This is a genomic window from Methylosinus sp. shoA, assembly GCF_059718125.1.
The window spans coordinates 1,520,604-1,540,506 of sequence record NZ_AP046091.1; the positions used below are offsets into that span (position 1 = coordinate 1,520,604).

Sequence of the window (19,903 nt, forward strand, 5' to 3'; positions counted from 1 at the left end):
CGGCGCCCATAATCCTTCGGCCGTCACGCGAGTTCGCAGCCGTCATATGATTCCTTATTTTCTTCTCTTCGCCATCGCGGCCTCCTTTGCCGCGAGCATGCCGCCCGAAAGGGTTCGCTCCGGAAGCGGCTTGGTGTATTTTTGGCTGTATGCGGGTTTGGTCGCGTTGATGATCGGCTTTCGTTGGCGAGTGGGCGGCGACTGGAGTTGGGACATTCGGCGGATGATTACATATAGCCATTTGAGCCTTCAGGACTTCATGCAATTGATCGACCCCGGCTATGGCGCCTTGATGTGGTTTACCGCCAATTCAGGCATGAATGTTTGGCTCCTGCATCTCGTCGGTGGAGCATTGTTCGCCTTCGGGCTGGCCAAGTTCTGCCTTATCGAGGCGCATCCTTGGCTGGCGATGACAGTCGCAATTCCTTACCTCGTCATCGTCGTCGCGATGGGTTACGATCGGCAGGCGGTGGCGATCGGCTTTGTTTTGCTTGCCATAGTCGCTTTACGGCATAAGGCGTTGGGACAGTTCGTAGGCGGCATCTTGTTGGCGACATCGATGCACGTCACCTCGCTCGTGCTGATGCCCTTGCTTCTCGTCGGCTCGCGCATCAACAAAGTTTGGGTGCTAGGCATCTGTGGACCGATTTTCGTAGCGGCCTTTGTCTACGTTCTACAGGACAAGGTGGACGCTGCCGTGACCGGGTACTTCGCCAAGAGCTACTCGTCGAACGGAACGGAAACACGGCTCCTTATGAACGCGATACCCGCTTTTATCTATCTGGCTTTCAGAAGGACATTTGATTTAGACGATGATGAGCGCCTTTTCGCGAACGTAATGTCGATCGCCGCGATGCTGTTCGTGGTATTCTTTTTCCTGTCTCCCTCTTCGACGGTGGTCGACCGGATGGCGCTCTACATCATACCTGTTCAACTCTTCGTACTGGGGCGCCTGCCATTTGCTTTCGGCCACACGCGCAAGAGCCGTAGAGCGGTGACCATCGGCGTCGTGGTTTATTCCGCCTTGGTCATGATCGTCTGGTTGAATTTCGCCGACAACGCCATTGCTTGGGTTCCTTATTCGCTCTTCGACAGCGACTGCTTGATTGGACTTTCGTTCTGATCGGCGGCGGTTCCCAAAACGCTTCTCGGCGCGACCGCTCTGCTGCAACCGGAGACATATTCCGGAAAATCCGTGGGAATTTCAGCGGAGCACTGCGAATGAATGAATGCCCGACCGAGATACGTCCTTTGACGTCGCTGCGTGGAATCGCGGCATTATGGGTGGTCGTCTACCATCTGGTCGGGAGCTTCGAGGTGTCAGGTCTCACCGACGGGCCGAACGGCGCGCTCGCTAATTTGACCCGAGGAGGACAATTTGCCGTCGACATTTTTTTTATGTTGAGCGGCTATGTCATCACGATGAGCTACGAGCGGCGGGGCTATCTAAGCTTCGTCGGGAGGCGATGCGCCCGCATTTTTCCACTCCATGTCGTCGTCATGCTCGCTATGGCCGCTGGCGTTACAGTGATAGCGCGACTGGGAGTGACGCCGCGCGACGAGAAATATTTCTCCGCCGAGACATTCGTGTTCGCCCTGACCTTGACGAATACGTGGTTTGGTTTGCCGCCATCCTGGAACAATCCCACCTGGTCGCTGAGTGTGGAGTTTGGAATCTATCTAGCGTTTCCGATGCTTTTTGCGCTTCTACCGAAGACGGGAGCATGTCGGTGGGCGGTTACGGCGGCGTGTCTTCTCGCCGATTCGGCGACGTTGAGCCTCATTGGCTTTTCGATCACAGGAGTCGGCGCCATGTTGCGCGGACTCCTTGGATTTTGCGCTGGGGCGATGCTGCGACTGGGAGGTTGGAACGCCGGAATTTGTTCGCCCACCGCAATTGGCGCCGCCATATTGCTTCTTTGCGCGTTGGGTCAGTATTGGCTGGCTGTCTTTCCCGCCGCTCTTTTGATCATAGCGCTCGCCGATGCCGGCCGACGCAACTCTGCGTTCTGGTTGATGTCGTCGGCGCCGATGGTGTGGCTGGGACGGATCTCCTTCAGTGTCTATCTCACGCATGTTCCGCTTTTGATTCTCTTCACAGCTGTCGCTAAACGAAGCGGCGGCCTCGCAAACGGCCATGTGTGCGTCTCCGCACTGGCGTTCGTTTCGATTGTGATTCTCGTCGCCAGCGTGACTTTTGTCATCGTCGAGAGGCCGAGCAGGATATTGCTGCGGGCGGGCTTCTTTCCAAGCAGGCGGATTGACGTGCGCATGCGCGGGCCTTCGGAAGACGCCGCTAGAGCGGAATCCGATCAAGCTGCATCATAGCCGGATGCGGCAAAGTAATTCGCGCATTCACTCGGCGTGACGCTTCGCAGGGCCTGGGCGACAGCGGCGTCGAGCGCATCGGCGGTGCGCGCCGCGATGCGCTGGAGAACCGACTTGATCTTCGAGAAGGATTTTTCGATCGGGTTGAAGTCCGGCGGATAAGGCGGAAGATAAAGAACCTTCGCGCCTTTCGCTTCGATCGCCTCCCGCACGCCCACGATCTTGTGGATGCTCACATTGTCCAGCACGACGATCTCTCCCGCGCGGAGCGTCGGCGCCAGAACCTGCTCGACATAGGCCAGGAACGAGGGGCCATCGAGCGCGCCGTCGATCGTCATCGGCGCGTCGATGCGATCGACGCGCAGCCCCGCGATCAGCGTCGTCGTCTCCCAATGCCCGAATGGAACCGACGCCCAGCAACGCTCGCCGCGCGGCGCGCGGCCGAAGCGCCGCGCCATATTCGTCGAGACGCTGGTTTCATCGATGAACACCAGCTTTTCCGGATCGAGATCGAGCTCGCCTTCGAACCAGTCCTCTCGGGCCTCGGCGACGTCCTCCCTGTCTTGTTCCGAGGCATGGCCCGTCTTCTTCTTGCGCGTGATCCCATGGCGCGCGAGGAACCGCCACACCGTGCCATAGCCGACGGCGAGCCCGTGGCGCTCCCTGATCTTGTCGCGCAACTCCATGATCGTCATGTCGGGCTTGCTCTTTATCTGCGCGAGGATGATATCGGCGTGCGCCTCGATACGCTGCGAGCGGCGGTCGCCGGACCGATATCGAACCGTGCGGCCGCCTGTCGGCGCGACATCCCGCCCCGGATCGCCTTCATCACCTTCTCGCGAAGATCCATCGACAGAGCCATGATTCCCTCCCAGCCGTTCGCGCCGCTCGATGCCGGTCAGCGCTCCGCTTCAGATATGGAAAGCCGCCACACTTTATTGAATCGCCATGCTCGGACAACGCTCTAAGGTCGAGAAGCCGATTATCGAGAACGTCGAGGACGATGGATCGCGACAATCCAATGGGGCAACGTAGCGGAGAGGACGTCGACATGAAGAAGATCCTATTCGCAAACACCGACTGGTATCTCTACAATTTCCGACGCTCGCTCGCGCTCTCGATCAAGAAGGCGGGGAACGACGTTCTGTTGGTGTCTCCCCCCGGCCCTTATGGTGAGAAGCTCGAGGCGCTTGGTCTTCGCTGGATCGCTGCGCCGATGCGTCGACGTAGCCTCAATCCCTTGCGCGAAGTTTTCCTGCTCGTCTGGTTGTGGCGCTTGCTCCTGCGCGAACGTCCAGATGTCGTCCATTCATTCACGATCAAATGCGCCGTCTATGGGGGGCTGGCGGCGCGCGTGGCTGGCATTGCGCGCGTCAATGCCATTACCGGGATGGGCTATGTGTTCATCGGCAACGGAATCGAAGCACGACTATTGCGACCGTTCGTGCGGTGGTTGATGCGGATTGCGCTTTGCGGCAAACGTGCACGGCTGGTCCTTCAGAATCCAGACGATTTGGACTTCTTCGTCTGCGAGCGGGTCGTGCCGGTGGAGCAGATAAGACTGGTACGCGGATCCGGCGTGGATTGCCGCCGCTTCACTCCGCCGCGCGGTGACGGTTGGTCGGTCGACTGCGTTGCGCCGCGTGTTCTGCTCGCGTCGCGTTTGCTCTGGGACAAAGGCGTCGGCGATTATGTCGAAGCGGCTCGGCTATTGCGAGCGGAGGGCAGAGGCCTGCGTTTCCTTCTTGCCGGCGACCCAGATCCCGGCAATCCCGCGTCGATCTACGAGAGTGTGATCGAGCGCTGGCAGGGGGAAGGGATTATCGAATGGCTTCGGCATGTGGATGACATGCCGGCGCTGTATGCGCAGTGCGACATTGTCGTGCTACCGAGCTATCGCGAGGGACTGCCGAAAAGCCTGATTGAGGCCGGCGCCTGCGCTCGAGCTCTTGTCGCCACGGACGTGCCCGGTTGTAGGGAGGTGATTACAGATGGTGTCGACGGACTCCTGGTCCCGCTCCGCGATCCGTCGGCCTTGGCGCGCGCAATTGCGCGGCTGCAGGACGATTCGGCGCTTGCCTGCCGTCTCGGACGGGCCGCGCGCGCCAAAGCGCTTGCCAAATATGACGAACGCATCGTAATCGCTCAGACCTTGCGCATTTACGCAGAGTTTAGGACGAATACAGCCGATTGGTCGGTGTTCGGATCGAACACGTCATCGCCGAAGGGCGTATCCTGACACTACCTCGTGCGGAGGAGTTGAAAGCGGGCGCACTTTTGTGATTCCACGCGAAAGCCGACCCTTCGGGCGCGATCAACGCCTTCGATCCGACCGGTGGCGAGGCGTCCGATGTGCGCAATTTCGAAACCGTGCTCGACATTGGACTTGATATATATATATCCTCGCGCCGATCGTATGTGACGAAGGCTAAATGCAAGCAAAGCGTGCCGCGCGGCGGCCATAAAAGGGGCATCGCTCCCGTGTGCCCGCGCAAGGCCTACGACAAGGATCGGCCCAAGCTCTTCACCAAGACACTCTTCAAAGCTTGCGCTCACTTCGGACAAGGGTTCGGCCGGCTCGAACGCTTGTTTAAAAGGTCTCCTTAGGATGCGAAAGGATGGAGCAAAACGTGAGATCGGTGGTCAGCTATGCTCCTATCATTCCAGTTGCTTTTTGAGATGAGCGCGCCGCGCCTCGGCTTGATGTGCTCGTCGCCATAACGACCATGCGATGACGAACTCGGGACGAATGTGTTTTCGTGCGAGACGCGTGGCGATGCATCGGATTTCCTGCATCGACCAGCGGATCAGTTCGCCGTCGAGCGAAGCCGCGCAGCTCTTGTCGTCATTGCTCGCCGGATCTTTTTTGGGTGCGGCGCGGCCGATGCATTGGCGTGAACGCGTATCGTCGCCATCATGGCGAAAGCCAACATGACGAGCGAGACATGACGTCGCCATCCATGCCAGGAGCGCGTTTCGTTGTGATCGAGACCGAGCTCGTTCTTGGTGGTTTCGAAACTGTCCTCGATCGCCCAACGATGGCCTTCGACTTTCGCCAGCGCTTCGATCGTCGTTCCGCTCGGCGCCCATGTCGTGAAGAAGGCGAGATCGCCATCGACGATCTTGCGACGGATCAGCAGTCCTCGCGTCCAGACCTGGCCGTCGAGCGCCTCGGTGTATTCGCCGCCGGCGAGATCGGCGAGGGCTGATCTCGGCCATCTGGAAACCTCCTGTCTGAGGGTGGGTTGCAACGCCCAAATCCTCTCAGACAGGAGGCCAATCACGCGACTTCGCCGCTCCCGTCGCGATAGCGGCTTCGTTCAATCGTGAAAATTCGTCCGCTTTCAATTCGTCCACACGACCTAGTCTATTCCGCATCCTATTGGTCCGCACGACTACGATTACCACTGTCGTCACTTTTCAATCATGAGGCTTCGCCCTTAAATGGATGTCACCTACGAAACGATCGGCATTATCGGCCTCGGGTATGGGCGCAAACTGCTAGCACGATTGCGGCATGAGCCCGTTTACGACGCTATCGTTGTCGCCGTCTCACATAGCAACTACGCCGAAATCGGAACCGCGAAACTTCGCGAGCTCGGCATGCCCGGCGCGGTCCTGTTCGATCTGAAGGGTCTGTTCGACAGCCATGAAACCGATGGGAGGCTTTAGTGAAGGTACTAGTGACTGGCAACGCGGGCTTCATAGGATATCACGTTACAAAAGCGCTAATTGCGCGTGGTGACGAGGTCGTCGGCTTCGACAGCGTCAACGCATATTACGATCCATGCCTCAAGGAGGCGCGCCTTGCCGACCTCGAACGCATTGCGTCCAAGAGCGGTGCCGCGCCCTATAGCTTCATCCGCGCCAATCTCGCTGACATGGATGCACTCGCTGGATGCTTCGCGCGGCATCGCATTGATCGGGTGATTCATCTCGCCGCTCAAGCGGGCGTGCGTCACAGCATCACCCATCCAGAAGATTACGTGGAGGCGAACATCGTCGCTTTCACTAATATTCTTGAAGCGTGCCGGCACAACGGCGTCCAGCATCTCACCTATGCGTCGACGTCGAGCGTCTATGGCGCGAACACCAATATGCCGTTCACGGAGCACAAGGGCGCCGACCACCCGCTCCAATTCTACGCCGCTACCAAGCGAGCGAACGAATTGATGGCACACGCTTATAGCAGTCTATTCCGACTGCCGACCACGGGTCTTCGCTTCTTTACCGTTTACGGCCCATGGGGTCGGCCCGACATGGCGCTGTTTTTGTTCACCAAGCACATCCTGGCAGGGGAGCCGATCCAGCTTTTCAACCAGGGTGAACATACGCGCGACTTCACCTATGTCTGTGACATTGTCGAGGGAGTCATCCGAGCCAGCGACAACATTGCCTCGGCGAATCCGGATTGGAACGGTGACGATCCAGATCCAGCGACGTCCAGTGCACCATTCCGTGTGTTCAACATCGGTAATAATTCTCCGGTGACGCTGCGCCAATATGTCGAAGCGATCGAGGACCGGCTGGGCAAAAAGGCAATTAAGGAATTGCTGCCGCTGCAGCCGGGCGACGTGCCGGACACTTTCGCCGACGTTTCGGCGCTAGTGAAGGCCGTTGACTACAAGCCGGCAACCTCAGTGCGGGACGGCGTTTCTCGCTTCATCGATTGGTATCTCGAATATTACGGCACGTGACGAGGCTTTGTCGCGAATGTTTTGACGCGGGTTGGTATGGACTATGTTCGCAGTCAGCAGAGCAGGCGGAATAGCGCGATGATTGATTTCGAGGGCGGCTGACTGTCAGGGTACATCTTATTGTTGGAAATTCGTAGTTCGTGGCGGGTTTGGGCATCTTATTTGAGAATTTACTGGGAGGCTTTCGTGTTTGGACATTTAAAAGGGTCTTTGTCACTTTCCGGGGAACTGATTGTCAAGGTTGCGCCTTCCGTGCAGAGGTAAGGGGCATGCGAAAGAAAATCAAATTGTCAGTTGGTCCCGGAATCGAGGTCGAAGAGATCATTGCGGGACCGCCGCTGGGTCGTAAGCGCCGTTGCGACCCCATTGATTCTTCGGGTTCGGAAGGATTTTCGGATGTGAGATTCTTCTGAGGGACAGCCATGTCTCTGGAAGGATCCGAAGATGAACGAGAATGCGACGATCGAAACGGCTTTTGGCGCAGGATTTGTCGGACGTGTGGATTTTCGTCGTTCACGTTCGGGCAATCGGCTGTGGTCGAAGGAGCTGAAGGGCCGGATCGTACGAGAGAGTCTCGCGCCTGGAGCGCGCGTCGCCGACGTGGCCCGCAAATATCGGATATGCGCGCAGCAATTGACGCAGTGGCGCCGCCAGGCGCGCACCGGGCGGCTCGCGCTGGTGACCGACGGTCCCGCGGAGTTCGTGGAGATCGAGCTCGAGCAGCCCTCCGTTCGTAACGAGAGCGATGCGAAGATCGAGATCGTCGTCGGCAAGGTCGTGTTACGGCTGGATCAGGACACCGCGTCGACGCGCATCGCCGAGATCATGACGGCGCTGGAGCGCGGCGCGTGATCATTCCGTCGCAAGGGTTGCGGATCGTGCTCGCCGTGCGTCCCGTCGATTTCCGCTGCGGGCATGACGCGCTGGCCGCTCTCGTGCAAAACAAGCTCGGACTCGATCCGCATTCCGGGCTCATCGTCGTGTTCCGCTCGAAGCGAATGGATCGCTTGAAGATTTTGCTGTGGGACGGAACCGGACTCGTGCTCGTCTACAAGCGTCTCGGCGATAGCCGCTTTTCTTGGCCGCAGATCAGCGACGGCGTCCTGCAATTGAGCCGGGTGCAATTCGAAGCTCTATTCGACGGGCTCAACTGGAAGCGCGTCGGCGAGCGGATCGTGGCGACGCCGACCGCGGCGAACTGATCGCAACTTCGGCTTCATTCGGCGCCTCGCTTGCGATAGATTCGCCGACGTGACGCCGAGCTTCGATCCCTCCAGACTCGCAGAGCTGCCTGCCGAACTACGCGCATTGTTCGAAGCTCAGCGCGCCATGCTCGAAGCCGAACGCATCCGCGCCGATCATGAGCTCGCCGCGCGCCTTCACACCGAGAGCGAGCTCGCAGCGTCGAAGGAGACGGTCGAACGTCTGCAATTGCTCGTCAAGGAATATGAACGCGCGCGTTTCGGCAAGCGTTCGGAGAAACTCGATCCCGATCAGTTACAGCTCGTTCTGGAAGATATCGAGATCGCCATTGCCGAAGTCCAGGAGCGGGAAGACGATCGCGCGCGCCGCTCGGGGCGCCCGGCGACCAGGGAGCGCGCCGCCCGCGCCGCGCGCGCCTTTCCTGCTCATCTGCCGCGCGTCGAGCGCGTGATCGAGCCAGAAAGCCTCGCCTGTCCCTGCGGCTGCGGCCTGATGGTTCGGATCGGCGAGGACCGCTCCAGCCGCCTCGACGTGACGCCGGCGCAATATCGCGTCATCGAGACCGTGCGGCCCCGCTACGCCTGTCCGACAGGATGCGCGGGCGTCGCCCAGGCGCCGGCTCCTGCGCATCTGATCGAGGGCGGCGTTCCCACCGAGGCGCTGCTGGCGCAAGTGGCGGTCGCCAAGTTCAGCGAGCACATGCCGCTCTACCGTCAATCGCAGGTCTTCGCGCGCCACAGGATCATGCTCGACCGCGCCGTTCTGGCCGATTGGATGGGAACGACGGCCTTCCACCTCGCGCCGATCGTCGAGCGCATGAGCGCGCTGATGAAGCTGTCCGGCCGTCTATTCATGGACGAGACTCGGGCGCCGGTTCTCGATCCCGGCCGCGGCCGGACGAAAACTGGCTATCTCTGGGCGGTTCTGCGCGACGACCGCGGGCACGGCGGCGCCGATCCGCCGATCGTGGTCTATCATTACGCGCCGGGTCGCAGCGGCGAGCACGCCGAGCGGATGCTCGAAGGATTCGACGGCGTTCTCCAGGTCGACGGCTATGGCGGCTATCATCGTCTGGCGCGCGCCGAGCGCAAAGGTGGCGCCCCACTGCGGCTCGCCTGGTGTTGGAGCCATGGCAGGCGCGAGATCATCGCCGCCACGCCGAAAGCGGGCTCGCCCATCGCCGAGGCGATCCTGGCGCGCATCGCCGCGCTCTATGCGATCGAGGCGGACATCCGGGGCAAAGAGGCGCCGATCCGGCAGAGCGTTCGCGCCGAGCGGTCGCGGCCTCTTGTCGTCGAGCTCGAAGAGTTTTTGCGCGCCCAGGCCGCTCGCCTCTCCGGCCGCAGCGACATGGGCAAGGCGGTCGCCTATCTTCTGAATCATTGGGCCGGGCTGACCCTGTTCCTCGACGATGGACGCGTCGAGATGGACACCAACCTCGTCGAAAATCAGATTCGGCCGCTGACTCTCACGCGCAAGAATGCGTTATTCGCGGGGCACGATGAAGGTGGACGTTCCTGGTCACGTCTCGCTTCGCTCATTGCGACATGCAAGTTGAACAGCGTCGATCCCTATGCCTGGATGAAGGCGACGCTCGAGGCGATCGCCGATGGCCATCCGCAGTCGCGCATCGACGAGCTGATGCCCTGGGCCTTCAAATCCTCGTCGCCGACGCCAGCCGCCTGATCGCTCACCATTGCGCTGAACCAATCGCTGACAAAGCTTTGCGCCAAAGGCTTGCAATGCCTTGTCGCAACGAATTGCAAGCTATTCTTCCATTCCAGCGGCAATGGGACGACAACGGCGCTTACGCTGGGTCCTTTCGGCGCGTGCCGTTGGCGAGCGGTCGTGCCCCGGGCTGTGGCGACGTTTCGACGTCTCGGCATGATTGGCATCGTCGACGTCTGCAGGATCTGCCCGTTCAGGGAACGCCGCTCGTGCTCGATCTGCGTCTGGCACGCTGGCGATGCCTCAACGAACGGTGTAGCCGTAAGACCTTCGTGGAACGCCTGCCTTCGGTGGCGGCTCCCATGGCGCGCCACACTGTCCGGGTCGCAGAGATCGTTCGGCTGTTCGGACACGCTGCAGGAGGTCTGCCGAGTGAAAGATTGCTGGCGCGGCTCGCCATGCCGATCAGCAACAATGCGATCCTGCGTCAGCTGAAGCGCCATGTTCGTGAGCGCGCCGACCCGGCTCCTCTGCGGGCGATCGCCATCGACGACTGGAGCTGGCGCAAGGGTTTTACCTATGGGACGATCGTCGTTGATCTGGAGCGCCGAACCGTCGCCGATGTCCTGGAGACCCGCTCGGCCAAGGAGACCGCGGATTGGCTCGCGCGGCGGCCAGAGATCGAGATCGTGAGCCGCGACCGCTGCGGACTGTACGCCCAGGGCATCCGGCGGGGCCCTCCGCAGGCTCGCCAGGTCGCGGACCGCTTTCATTTGCTGCAAAACCTGCGCGAGGCCATCGAGCGGCAAATGACGGCGGTCAGTTGCTTCAGCGGTCGCTCCCGCCTGCCCCAGGCGACCGTCAATTGGTGCTGCGCAGCAGAAATCGTGACGCGAGGGAGCAGATGTTCGCGCAGGCCAAGGCCCTCCACGCCTCGGGCAAGAGCTTTGTCGCCATCGCCGCGGAGATTGGGATCGGCCGTGGAACAATCGCCAAGTGGGTCGAGGCGGATTCGTTGCCGGATCGTCGTCGAGTGACGCTGAAGCCGAGTTCTCCACTATATTTCCAGGAGTTTCTTGCCCGCCGATGGGCGGAGGGCGACAAGATCGGCCGTCGACTAGTTCACGACGTCCGGCATCGCGGCTACACAGGCAGCCGTTCCCATCTGGAGCGACTTCTTTCCGAATGGAGGCGCGTGGAGCGTCCCGAGACGAGCCGGCGGAGAGAGGCGACAAGAGAAGAGCGCGCTATCGATCCCGCGACGGGCTGGCAAATCTCTCCCCTCGTCGCGGCCGCTCTCTGCATGAAGCCGACGCGACTGCTTACCCATTCTCAGACCGCAAAGGTCACTGTGTTGAAAGAAGCCTCTCCGAGCTTTGTCGTCATGCGCAGACTGGCGATGCGATTTCGTGGCCTCTTACGGGGCGCCGATCCCGACAAGCTCGGCTCTTGGCTCGATGACGCGCGCCATTCCGGCATCCACGCCCTACAACAGTTCGCGCGGACGTTGGCCTGCGATATCGACGCCGTCAGGAATGCGATCGCCGAACCATGGAGCAGTGGTCAGGCCGAAGGCCAGATCAACCGATCGAAAACCCTCAAGCGGGCCATGTTCGGCCGCGCGGGCATTGAATTGTTGCGGGCACGAATGCTGCCAATCCAATAACTCCATCTCCCCAGAAAGTGACGAAGACCCAAGAATTGTCGCAACTGTTGCGGCGACGCCCTTCCTGTGCAAGGGCGAGGATATGCGGTCCAGGGCCCAAGACATAGTCCTATCCATGTGATATGTATTTCGCAGTTGAAGGCGACCTTTCCAGCGCCCTCGCCGGTCGCTCGTGATGACCTCGATGTCATGAACGCATGGAAGCAATGTCTTCCATCCTCGGCCCCTGCGGGTCGGCCCGGTTTGACGATTCCTATAAATCAACTAGATTGAATGACGACGACGCGCGATTTCCGGCGCCGCCCGCCTCGGACGCAGAACACGCCGATCGCGTTCTCGTCTCGTTGCGCCTTCTGAGTTCGCATAGCGAAGGATCGAGCATGCGCCCCTATGCCACGAGCCGACCATGGATCGCTTTTCTGGAAGCGATCGCGATGCTGGTCTGGGTCGCGTCTCCCGGAGCGGCGATGGAAAGCGACGCGCATGTCAGTCCGCGGGCCTCCGTGACCTTGATCAGCGATGTGGACAGCGTCGCGCCCGGCCAGAGCTTTCGCGTCGGGCTGCGCCAAAAGCTCGCGCCGCATTGGCACAGCTATTGGAAAAACCCCGGCGACGCCGGCATCGCGCCGAATCTCTCTCTGGCATTGCCCGAAGGGGCGAGAGCGAGCGCGATCGCCTGGCCGGGACCCGATCGCATCGACACGGGGCCGGTGCGCAATTTCGGCTATGAGAACGAGATCGTCCTCCCCGTCACCGTGACGGCGCCCACGACGATCGCGCCGGGATCGACATTTTCCATCGCGGCTGACGCCGACTGGCTCGTCTGCGCGAAGCAATGCATTCCAGAGGCGGCGAGCTTTCGGCTCGAGCTCCCCGTTTCCACGGCCTCGCGCCCGGCCGACGGCGACGTCGCGGCCGCCTTCGCGGCGACGGACGCCCGAGCGCCGGAACGACGCGGCTGGACCGCGCGTCTGACGAATGAAGGCGCCGCGCTCGCGCTGACCGTCGAAGGCGAGGACATCTCGGCGGAGACGATCGAATCGGCCTTCTTCTATCCCGCCGAATGGGGCGTCGTCGTCCATGCGGCGGCGCAGCAGCTCGAGGTGGAAGACGGCCGCTTGCGGCTCGCCATGGAGAAGGGCGCCTCCTTCGACGCGCTGGGCGACGACGTCTCCGGCCTGCTCGCGATCTCGGACGACGCCGGCGGTCGGCGCTGGATCGAGATCGCGCCGAGCGTCGCCCCGTCGGGTCCCGGCGTCGCCGATGCGACGCCGAGCGCGAAATATGCCGAGAGCCTCCCATGGGCGCAGGCGGCGCTCTTCGCCTTCCTCGGCGGGCTCATCCTCAATCTGATGCCCTGCGTCTTTCCTGTTCTCGCGATCAAGGCCGCCTCGGTCGCTGGCCTCTCGGGCGGAGCGCTGCGCGAAACCCGCCTCTCCAGCATATTCTACACGCTCGGCGTTGTCGTCGCCTTCGTGTCCCTGGCGGGCGTTCTGCTCGTTGCGCAGGCAGGCGGCGCGGCGGTCGGCTGGGGCTTTCAATTCCAATCGCCCGTTTTCGTCGTGGCGATGAGCTGGCTGTTTCTGGCGATCGGACTGAATCTTTCCGGGGTCTACGAAATCGGTCTCGGGGCGACCGGCGCCGGTCAGAGCCTCGCCCAGAGGCGCGGACACGTCGGCAGCTTCTTCACGGGCCTCTTGGCGGTGGTCGCGGCGACGCCCTGCACGGCGCCTTTCATGGGCGCGGCGGTCGGCGCGGCGCTCGCGGCGCCGCCGCTCGTCTGCCTCGCGCTCTTCGTCGCCCTCGGGCTCGGCCTCGCGGCGCCTTATGTGCTCTTGGCGCTGTTTCCGCGGCTCGCCCGCCGGCTGCCGCGCCCCGGCGCCTGGATGCTGCGTCTGCGTCAAGCGATGGCCTTTCCCATGTATGCCTCGGCGGCATGGCTCGTCTGGGTGCTCGCGCAGCAGGCCGGAGACCTCGGCGTCCTGATCGCCCTCTCCGGCGCGCTTCTGGTCGCCTTCGGCGCCTGGACATATGGCGTCGCCGCGCAGAGCGCCACGCGGGACCTCGCCGCAGCCTCCGTCCTCGGCCTCGCAGCCTTGCTTCCGCAGCTCGGCGCGGCCACGGCGCCACGCGCGATGGACGCGGTCGCCGGCCGGGAGCCGTTCAGCGCCGCGCGCCTCGCCGCGCTCCGCGCGGAGGGCAAGCCGGTCTTCGTCAATATGACCGCGGCCTGGTGCATCACCTGCCTCGTGAACGAGCGGATGACGCTCTCGACATCGACGGTCAAAGACGGCTTCCGGGCCCATGGCGTCGCTTATCTCGAGGGCGACTGGACCAATCAGAACCCCGAGATCACCGCCTTTCTCCGCGGTTTCAACCATGACGGCGTGCCCTTCTACGTGTTCTATCCGCCGGGCGGAAAAGACGCCGTGCTGCTGCCTTCGGTGCTGACCGTTTCGGCGGTGGTGGATGAATTGGGTCGTGTCGTCGCCAATTGATCTTCAGAATTCAACGGGAGACATCCGCATGTCGAAAACTCGAAATTCGTCATCCATCCGCCCGCAGGCGCCCGTGATCGACCGGCGCGAGGCGCTGGTCGGCGGGACCGCGGGCCTCGGCGTCCTGCTGGCCGGCGGCGCGCTGCTCGGCGGCGGCCCTGTTCTCGCGGCGCCGCAGGTCGGCCGGCCCACGCCCTCCTTCTCGGCCACCGACACCAAGGGCGTCGCGCGCGATCTCGCCGCGCTCGAGGGCAAGATCGTCGTCCTCGAATGGACCAACGCCGAATGCCCCTTCGTCGCCAAGCACTATAATTCCGCCAATATGCAGAAGCTGCAGAAGGAGGCGTCGGCGGCTGGCGCGATCTGGCTCTCGATCATCTCCTCGGCGCCCGGAGAGCAAGGCTATGTCGAGGCCGCGGGGGCGAATGCGCTGACGGTCGCGCGCGACGCCGCGCCGACGGGCGTCATTCTCGATCCGGATGGCAAGATCGGCCACGCCTATGGCGCGCAGACGACGCCGCACATGTATATCATCGATGCTCATGGCGTGTTGCGCTATGTCGGCGGCATCGACAGCATCCCCTCGACGCAGGTCGCCGACGTCCCCAAAGCGCAACCCTGGTTCCGCGAGGCCTTTCTCGCTGTGACTCAGGGACGGCCGGTGAAAAATCCGGCGACGCGGCCCTATGGCTGCTCCGTCAAATATTCGGTCTGATGCGAGCGGCGCCGGAGCATCGCTCTATCGGCGCCGGCGACACCAGAGCGCTTTCCGATCCGTTTTAGATCGGAAAGCGCTCCAGCTTTTCGTTTGGAAGCGAATTCTGATTGCTCGAGCAATTCCGTTCGAGCCGAAAGCGTTAGCGACGAGGATGCGCGCCATGAGGGTCCAGATCGACTCGACTCATAGCGACAGTCACGAAGATCCGCTCGATCGACGTCAAGTCCTGAAGCTCGCAGGAAGCGCCGGCGCCGCAGCGCTGCTCCCCTCGTTGCCGGCGGCGGCCGAGCCGGCCGGATTTTCGATACGGCGGGCGGCCGCGTGCTTGCTCGGGGGCTCGTCCACGCGGGAGCGCGAGCGGCTGCATCTTTCTTTCGGCGCGCCGCAGCGCTATCGCTGGAGCTACCTTCCGGGCGAGCGTCCGGGACTCGCGGCGGCCGACATGACGCAAGAGACGCGCGATCGCGCTTTCGCTCTGCTGCGCGCCGGACTGAGCGAAACCGGCTTTGCGAAGGCGCGGGGCGTGATGTCGCTCGATTCGGTGCTGAGGCGGCGGCCGAAGCCGGGCCCGACGCTGCAAGACGGCGAGAACGGCTATGCCTTCGCCCTGTTCGGCGACCCCGCCGGGAACGAGCCCTGGGGCTGGCGCGCCGAGGGGCATCATTTGTCGCTCAACTACACGCTCATCGGCGACCGCGTGATCGCGACGACTCCGCACTGCGTCTGCGCCGATCCGACGGATGTCCGGGACGGCCCTTTCGCCGGCCTCGCTGTGCTGAACCGGGAGGATGACATCGGCCGCGACCTCGCGCGCAGCCTCGGCGAAGCGCAATATGCGCGGGCGGCGCTCGGCGGCGATGCGCCGAACGATATTCTCGCGGGACCGGGACGCGCGCAGGCGTCTCCCGGCCCCGGCGGCCTTTCCTTCGAGGAGCTTTCGAACGAGACGCAGCGCCATCTGGCGCTCGCGATCGCCGACGCCTGGTTCTCCAATCTTCCGCTCGACCTCGCCGAGCGAGAGCTCGCGCGTCTCGACGACAAGGCGCGCGAAAGATTGTCGTTCCAATGGATCGGAGGGTTCGACCCGACCGATTTGCACTATTACAGGCTCAGCGGGCCCACATTGCGGATCGAATATTCGACCCGCTTCCGGGCCAGCCATGTGCACGCCGTGTGGCGCGATCCGGCGAACGACTTCGGCCGCAGGGACCTGCAACTGATGGGCTACGCGTCCCCGCCGCCGGCCGACGCCTGACGCCGCGCGCGCCGATAGGGGACGAGGAGGTCGGCGACGAGTCTATCGCCGTTCCGAATGCGCACGCGGACATTATCTCCGAGTGAGATCTTCAATTCGTCGAACAGGGACTTCGGTATGTCGGTCCAGACATTCCCGAAATGCGCATCGAGCACGGGGATGACGCCGACGACCGTGTCGCCTTTGCGTTCCGCGGCCCGATAGGGAATCGTGATCAACGCGTCCCGCGGCAGCTTTCGTCCGATCTGCTCGAAGGACTGGACGCCGGCGGCGAGCCACGCGCCGGCGTAAGCGAAAATATCGCGGCCGTGGAATATGTAGGAATCCTCGGAGCCCGGCCTTCGGTTGGAAGCCTCGGGGCGCTTCAACAGACCTTCCTCCTCCAGCCGCTCATGATCGGGGAGATCGCGCGGGTTGCCGAGGCCGAAACGGCGAGGAACTTCTCCGGCGTCGATGAGGCCGAGCCGCTTCAGGCGGGCGATGGTGTCGCAACCGATCGGCCGGCCGGCGAGCCGCGTGACATCCGCCCGCGTGGCGGTCTGCAGATAGCCGATCGCCGTCACGGCCAGCTGTTCGGTCGACCCGGGAGCGTCGGCGTCGATGATCGCGCCTTGAAAACAGTGCGCTAAATGTGCATATAGTGACTATACAACGCACAGACGGCGACCGAACATGCTCAGCGCTTTTCTCGACCAAGTGACCGACCGACACGGCGGCTTCATCTCGCCCCAGCGGGTGAGCGAGGCTTTGCACGTCCCGCTCGCTAAGATCGCGCGCCTCGCCAAGGTCCACCGCAACACTCTCGCCCAGCATCCGGATTCGCCGGTCGTGCAAGAGCGTCTCGGCGACATCGCCCGTATCATCACGACCGCAACCGAATTGCTCGGCGGCGAACAGGGGCGCGCGATCGTATGGTTCAAACATCAGCCATTGGCGGGCTTCGACGGCCGGACGGCCGAAGAGTTGGTCGGCGCCGGCCATAGCGACGCCGTGCTGGCCCATCTCGATCTGTTGCGGGAAGGCTCCTACGCGTGACGAAAAAGCGCGTGCGAACGATCCGCGTCGCTCGCCGCTATTGGCGCATGCTCGCGCCGAAATGGGCTCATGATCCCCTGAGCGGCGCGGGAGCCGCCCTTCGTGGTGGGCGTTTTAATCCTCCAGGGACGCCGGCTCTTTACATGTCGGAAGAATTTTCGACGGCGGTCGCCGAATACGAACAGGATCTCGGCATCCGACCGGGAACATTGTGCGCCTATGATGTGCAAAGCGAACGGATCGCTGATCTCTCAGACGCTCGCATCCTCGAGTCGCTCGGCGTCGACGCGGCGACGTTACGCGCACCGTGGAAACATGTCGCCTTTGTCGAAAAGCGCCGACCTCCGACTTGGTCGCTAGCCGAACGACTGCTGGCGGCAAGGGTCGACGGAGCGCGCGTCGCGTCGGTTCAGGCGGTTGGATTCAACCTTGTGCTCTGGCGTTGGAACGCCGACAGCGCGACAAGCGTGGTGGCGCTCGATCCACTCCGTGAGCTTCCGGTTGATCAATCTTCGTGGAAAGACAAATGAACTTATCCTGTGCGGCGCGAGGGCGAGGATGTCGCGCGCTGCACGGTGGAGCGGCTGATGCGGCGCATGGGCTTGCAGGGCGTCGTGCGCGGCAAGGCGATCAAGACGACGGTGAGCGACAAGAAGACGCTTTGCCCGCAAGACAAGGTGAACCGGCAGTTTGCGGCGGATCGGCCGAACCGGCTGTGGGTGGCGGACTTCACCTATGTCGCGACCTGGCAGGGCTTTGTCTATGTGGCCTTCGTCATCGATGTCTTTGCTCGGCGGATCGTCGGCTGGCGCGTCTCGCGTTCGGCGAAGACGCCCTTCGTGTTCGACGCGCTCGAACAGGCGCTGCATGATCGCCGGCCTGTTCGCGGCGGTCTCGTGCATCACTCGGACCGAGGCGTGCAATATGTCTCTATAAAATACACGGAGCGCCTCGCCGACGCTGGCGTCGAGCCGGCCGTCGGCAGCGTCGGCGACTCTTACGACAATGCGCTCGCCGAAACGATCAACGGGCTCTACAAGGCCGAGGTGATCTGGCGATGCGGACCGTGGCGCAGCCTCGAGCAGGTCGAGTTCGCCACGCTCGAATGGGTGGACTGGTTCAACAACAAGAGACTGCTGGAGCCGATCGGAAACATCCCCCCGGCCGAAGCCGAAGCGCGCTACTATGCGCAGATCAAAGAGCACGCCATGGCGGCGTGACTCAAACAAAACGGCCTCCGGCAAACCCGGGGCGGTTCAGCGCCGTCGCGCTCACCACTGTCCAAGAGGAGGACTGACCATGGCCACCTATTGCGTATTCGCCGATGCAGAGAACAAGCGTCGCGCCGATCGCTGCAACACGATCATCGTGCGAGCCGATGACGCCGATGCGGCTCGTGCCGCTGCCGAGGTGCACATCGGCGCCAACCCGGTGACCTTGCCGACTTCGCTGTGGTCGATCTCGCGTCCGCTCCGAACTTCGTCGTTCGCGGTCATCCGCCGCTTGGCGGCGCCGGGCAGACCGTCTGGCCAAACACCATCCATTCGTTGTGAGGGCATCTATGAAGCGCGTCAAGCCGTCCCAACGCGAGAGCGCGTAGCGTATCGCCTCGGCCAGCTTGGTCTTCTGGCTGATCAGCGCGAGCTTTTCTCGCAGCCATGGCTCGAGCGCGTCGAGCATGGGGCGAGATTTTTCCTGTCGCGCATCGCGACGCCGGTCGGGGCTTCGCCCGCGGATTTCGCTCTCGACCGTGTAGAGCGCGCCGATACGTTCGAGCGCCTCGCTGGCGATTGGCGCAGGGCCGGCGGCGGCGAGTTCGTAAAAGCGCCTGCGGACATGCGCCCAACAGAAGGCGAGCGCCACGCTGTTCTTCTGCGCCAGCGCACGATAGCCGGCGTAGCCGTCGACCTGCACGACGCCGGTGAAGCCGGCAAGATGCGCGAGCGGCTGCTCGGATTTGCGGTTTTGCGCATAGACATAGACGGCGATCGGCGGGTCGGAGCCGCACCATGGCCGATCGTCTCTCGCATAAGCCCAGAGCTGACCGTTCTTGGTGCGTCCGCGCCCGGGATCGAGCACCGGCGCCCTCGTTTCGTCGGCAAAGATTTTCGTCGACGATCTGATGTGTTCCAGAAGGCGCTCATGCACGGGCCGCAAATGCCAGGCGGCGCGGCCGACCCAGTCGGCGAGCGTCGAGCGATCGAGCGCGATCCCTTGCCGGGCGTAGATTTGCGCCTGACGATAGAGCGGCAGATGGTCTGCATATTTGGAGACCAGCACATGGGCGACGGTCGCCTCGGTCGGCAGACCCCCTTCGATCAGCTGCGCCGGGGCCGGCGCCTGCACGACGGCGCCCTCGCAGGCGCGGCAGGCGTATTTGGGACGCCGCGTCACCAGAACACGGAACTGAGCCGGCACGATGTCGAGCCGCTCGGAAACGTCTTCGCCGATCCGGTGGAGCGCGCCCTTGCAGCACGGACGGCCTTGTCCTCGATATCGACGACGGTCTCGATGCGCGGCAAATGCGCGGGCAGAGCGCCCCGGTTCGTGCGGCGTTTGTGCGTCGCCTTCTCACGTTCGGCCGCGGATTTGGCTTCCGCTTCCGCCGCCGCGCCAGCCTCTGCCTGCTCGACCTCTTCGAGCGCGAGCAGCTCTGGTCTTCGGGGAGCGTTTCGGCGCGCCGTCCGAAGCGGTGTCGTTGCACCTCCTTGATGATCTGAACGAGGCGCTCGCTGCGCGCGCGTTCGGCGAGAAGCATCGCCTTCAGCTCGTTCGGATCGTCGGGAAGCTTTTCGATCGCCTGCGCCATACCCGCAGGAGACCATATTTTCCCGC

General features: G+C 62.7%; 14 protein-coding genes and 5 pseudogenes. 15 read left to right on the forward strand and 4 right to left on the reverse strand.

Features of this window, described 5'->3' with window-relative positions:
- Positions 1-46: 46 nt before the first annotated feature.
- Positions 47-1,123 (forward strand): EpsG family protein, encoded by a 1,077-nt coding sequence (locus tag AC6IW9_RS06895; RefSeq protein WP_497770642.1) that lies wholly within the window; start codon positions 47-49, stop codon positions 1,121-1,123.
- 98 nt (positions 1,124-1,221) lie between these two features.
- Positions 1,222-2,328 carry an acyltransferase family protein gene (locus AC6IW9_RS06900; protein WP_497770645.1) on the forward strand — a complete coding sequence of 369 codons (1,107 nt, stop codon included), beginning with the start codon at positions 1,222-1,224 and terminating at the stop codon, positions 2,326-2,328.
- Here AC6IW9_RS06900 and AC6IW9_RS06905 read toward each other — a convergent pair.
- Positions 2,313-3,190, reverse strand: a pseudogene (locus AC6IW9_RS06905) (IS630 family transposase). The gene AC6IW9_RS06900 and the pseudogene AC6IW9_RS06905 overlap by 16 nt on opposite strands.
- 189 nt (positions 3,191-3,379) lie before the next feature.
- Here AC6IW9_RS06905 and AC6IW9_RS06910 point away from each other — a divergent pair.
- Positions 3,380-4,567 (forward strand): glycosyltransferase family 4 protein, encoded by a 1,188-nt coding sequence (locus AC6IW9_RS06910; RefSeq protein WP_497770649.1) that lies wholly within the window; start codon positions 3,380-3,382, stop codon positions 4,565-4,567.
- 568 nt (positions 4,568-5,135) lie between these two features.
- Here the strand turns inward: AC6IW9_RS06910 and AC6IW9_RS06915 are convergent.
- Positions 5,136-5,546, reverse strand: a pseudogene (locus AC6IW9_RS06915) (IS701 family transposase); the annotation flags it as partial.
- Between the two features lie 226 nt (positions 5,547-5,772).
- Here AC6IW9_RS06915 and AC6IW9_RS06920 point away from each other — a divergent pair.
- The 9 genes and pseudogenes from AC6IW9_RS06920 (at position 5,773) to AC6IW9_RS06960 (ending at position 16,033) form a co-directional block, all read left to right on the forward strand.
- Complete coding sequence (locus tag AC6IW9_RS06920; RefSeq protein ID WP_497770653.1) at positions 5,773-6,000, forward strand: hypothetical protein; 228 nt, start codon at positions 5,773-5,775, stop codon at positions 5,998-6,000.
- The gene (locus AC6IW9_RS06925) at positions 6,000-7,025 is read left to right on the forward strand and encodes an NAD-dependent epimerase (protein WP_497770657.1); all 1,026 of its coding nucleotides are present in this window, start codon (positions 6,000-6,002) and stop codon (positions 7,023-7,025) included. The genes AC6IW9_RS06920 and AC6IW9_RS06925 overlap by 1 nt, the downstream gene beginning before the upstream one ends.
- A 444-nt stretch (positions 7,026-7,469) precedes the next feature.
- Positions 7,470-7,877, forward strand: a complete 408-nt coding sequence (gene tnpA, locus AC6IW9_RS06930; protein WP_497763764.1) for an IS66-like element accessory protein TnpA — start codon at positions 7,470-7,472, stop codon at positions 7,875-7,877.
- On the forward strand, positions 7,874-8,227 hold the full coding sequence (gene tnpB / locus AC6IW9_RS06935; RefSeq protein WP_497763765.1) for an IS66 family insertion sequence element accessory protein TnpB: 354 nt from the start codon (positions 7,874-7,876) through the stop codon (positions 8,225-8,227). The genes tnpA and tnpB overlap by 4 nt, the downstream gene beginning before the upstream one ends.
- A 49-nt stretch (positions 8,228-8,276) precedes the next feature.
- On the forward strand, positions 8,277-9,914 hold the full coding sequence (gene tnpC, locus AC6IW9_RS06940) for an IS66 family transposase (RefSeq protein ID WP_497763766.1): 1,638 nt from the start codon (positions 8,277-8,279) through the stop codon (positions 9,912-9,914).
- Positions 9,915-9,970: 56 nt separating this feature from the next.
- A pseudogene (locus AC6IW9_RS06945) lies at positions 9,971-11,556 on the forward strand (ISL3 family transposase); the annotation flags it as partial.
- 212 nt (positions 11,557-11,768) lie between these two features.
- Positions 11,769-14,060, forward strand: coding sequence for a protein-disulfide reductase DsbD family protein (locus tag AC6IW9_RS06950; RefSeq protein ID WP_497770662.1), 2,292 nt, complete (start codon positions 11,769-11,771; stop codon positions 14,058-14,060).
- 28 nt (positions 14,061-14,088) lie between these two features.
- Entirely contained in the window at positions 14,089-14,775 is a 687-nt protein-coding gene (locus AC6IW9_RS06955; RefSeq protein WP_497770666.1) for a redoxin domain-containing protein, read from the forward strand.
- A gap of 163 nt (positions 14,776-14,938) precedes the next feature.
- Positions 14,939-16,033, forward strand: a complete 1,095-nt coding sequence (locus tag AC6IW9_RS06960; RefSeq protein ID WP_497770668.1) for a DUF3500 domain-containing protein — start codon at positions 14,939-14,941, stop codon at positions 16,031-16,033.
- Here AC6IW9_RS06960 and AC6IW9_RS06965 read toward each other — a convergent pair.
- The gene (locus AC6IW9_RS06965) at positions 16,003-16,596 is read right to left on the reverse strand and encodes a hypothetical protein (protein ID WP_497770671.1); all 594 of its coding nucleotides are present in this window, start codon (positions 16,594-16,596) and stop codon (positions 16,003-16,005) included. The two genes, AC6IW9_RS06960 and AC6IW9_RS06965, sit on opposite strands and share 31 nt — an antisense overlap.
- Positions 16,597-16,705: 109 nt before the next feature.
- Between AC6IW9_RS06965 and AC6IW9_RS06970 the strand changes: the two genes are divergently transcribed.
- The 3 genes and pseudogenes from AC6IW9_RS06970 to AC6IW9_RS06980 all read left to right on the forward strand — a co-directional run.
- Positions 16,706-17,068 (forward strand): DUF2384 domain-containing protein, encoded by a 363-nt coding sequence (locus AC6IW9_RS06970; RefSeq protein ID WP_497770673.1) that lies wholly within the window; start codon positions 16,706-16,708, stop codon positions 17,066-17,068.
- Positions 17,065-17,598, forward strand: coding sequence for an RES family NAD+ phosphorylase (locus AC6IW9_RS06975; protein ID WP_497770676.1), 534 nt, complete (start codon positions 17,065-17,067; stop codon positions 17,596-17,598). Before AC6IW9_RS06970 ends, AC6IW9_RS06975 begins: the two co-directional genes overlap by 4 nt.
- Before the next feature lie 9 nt (positions 17,599-17,607).
- Positions 17,608-18,288, forward strand: a pseudogene (locus AC6IW9_RS06980) (IS3 family transposase); the annotation flags it as partial.
- Between the two features lie 337 nt (positions 18,289-18,625).
- Here the strand turns inward: AC6IW9_RS06980 and tnpC (AC6IW9_RS06985) are convergent.
- Positions 18,626-19,877 (reverse strand): annotated as a pseudogene (tnpC, locus tag AC6IW9_RS06985) (IS66 family transposase); the annotation flags it as partial.
- Positions 19,878-19,903 lie beyond the last annotated feature (26 nt).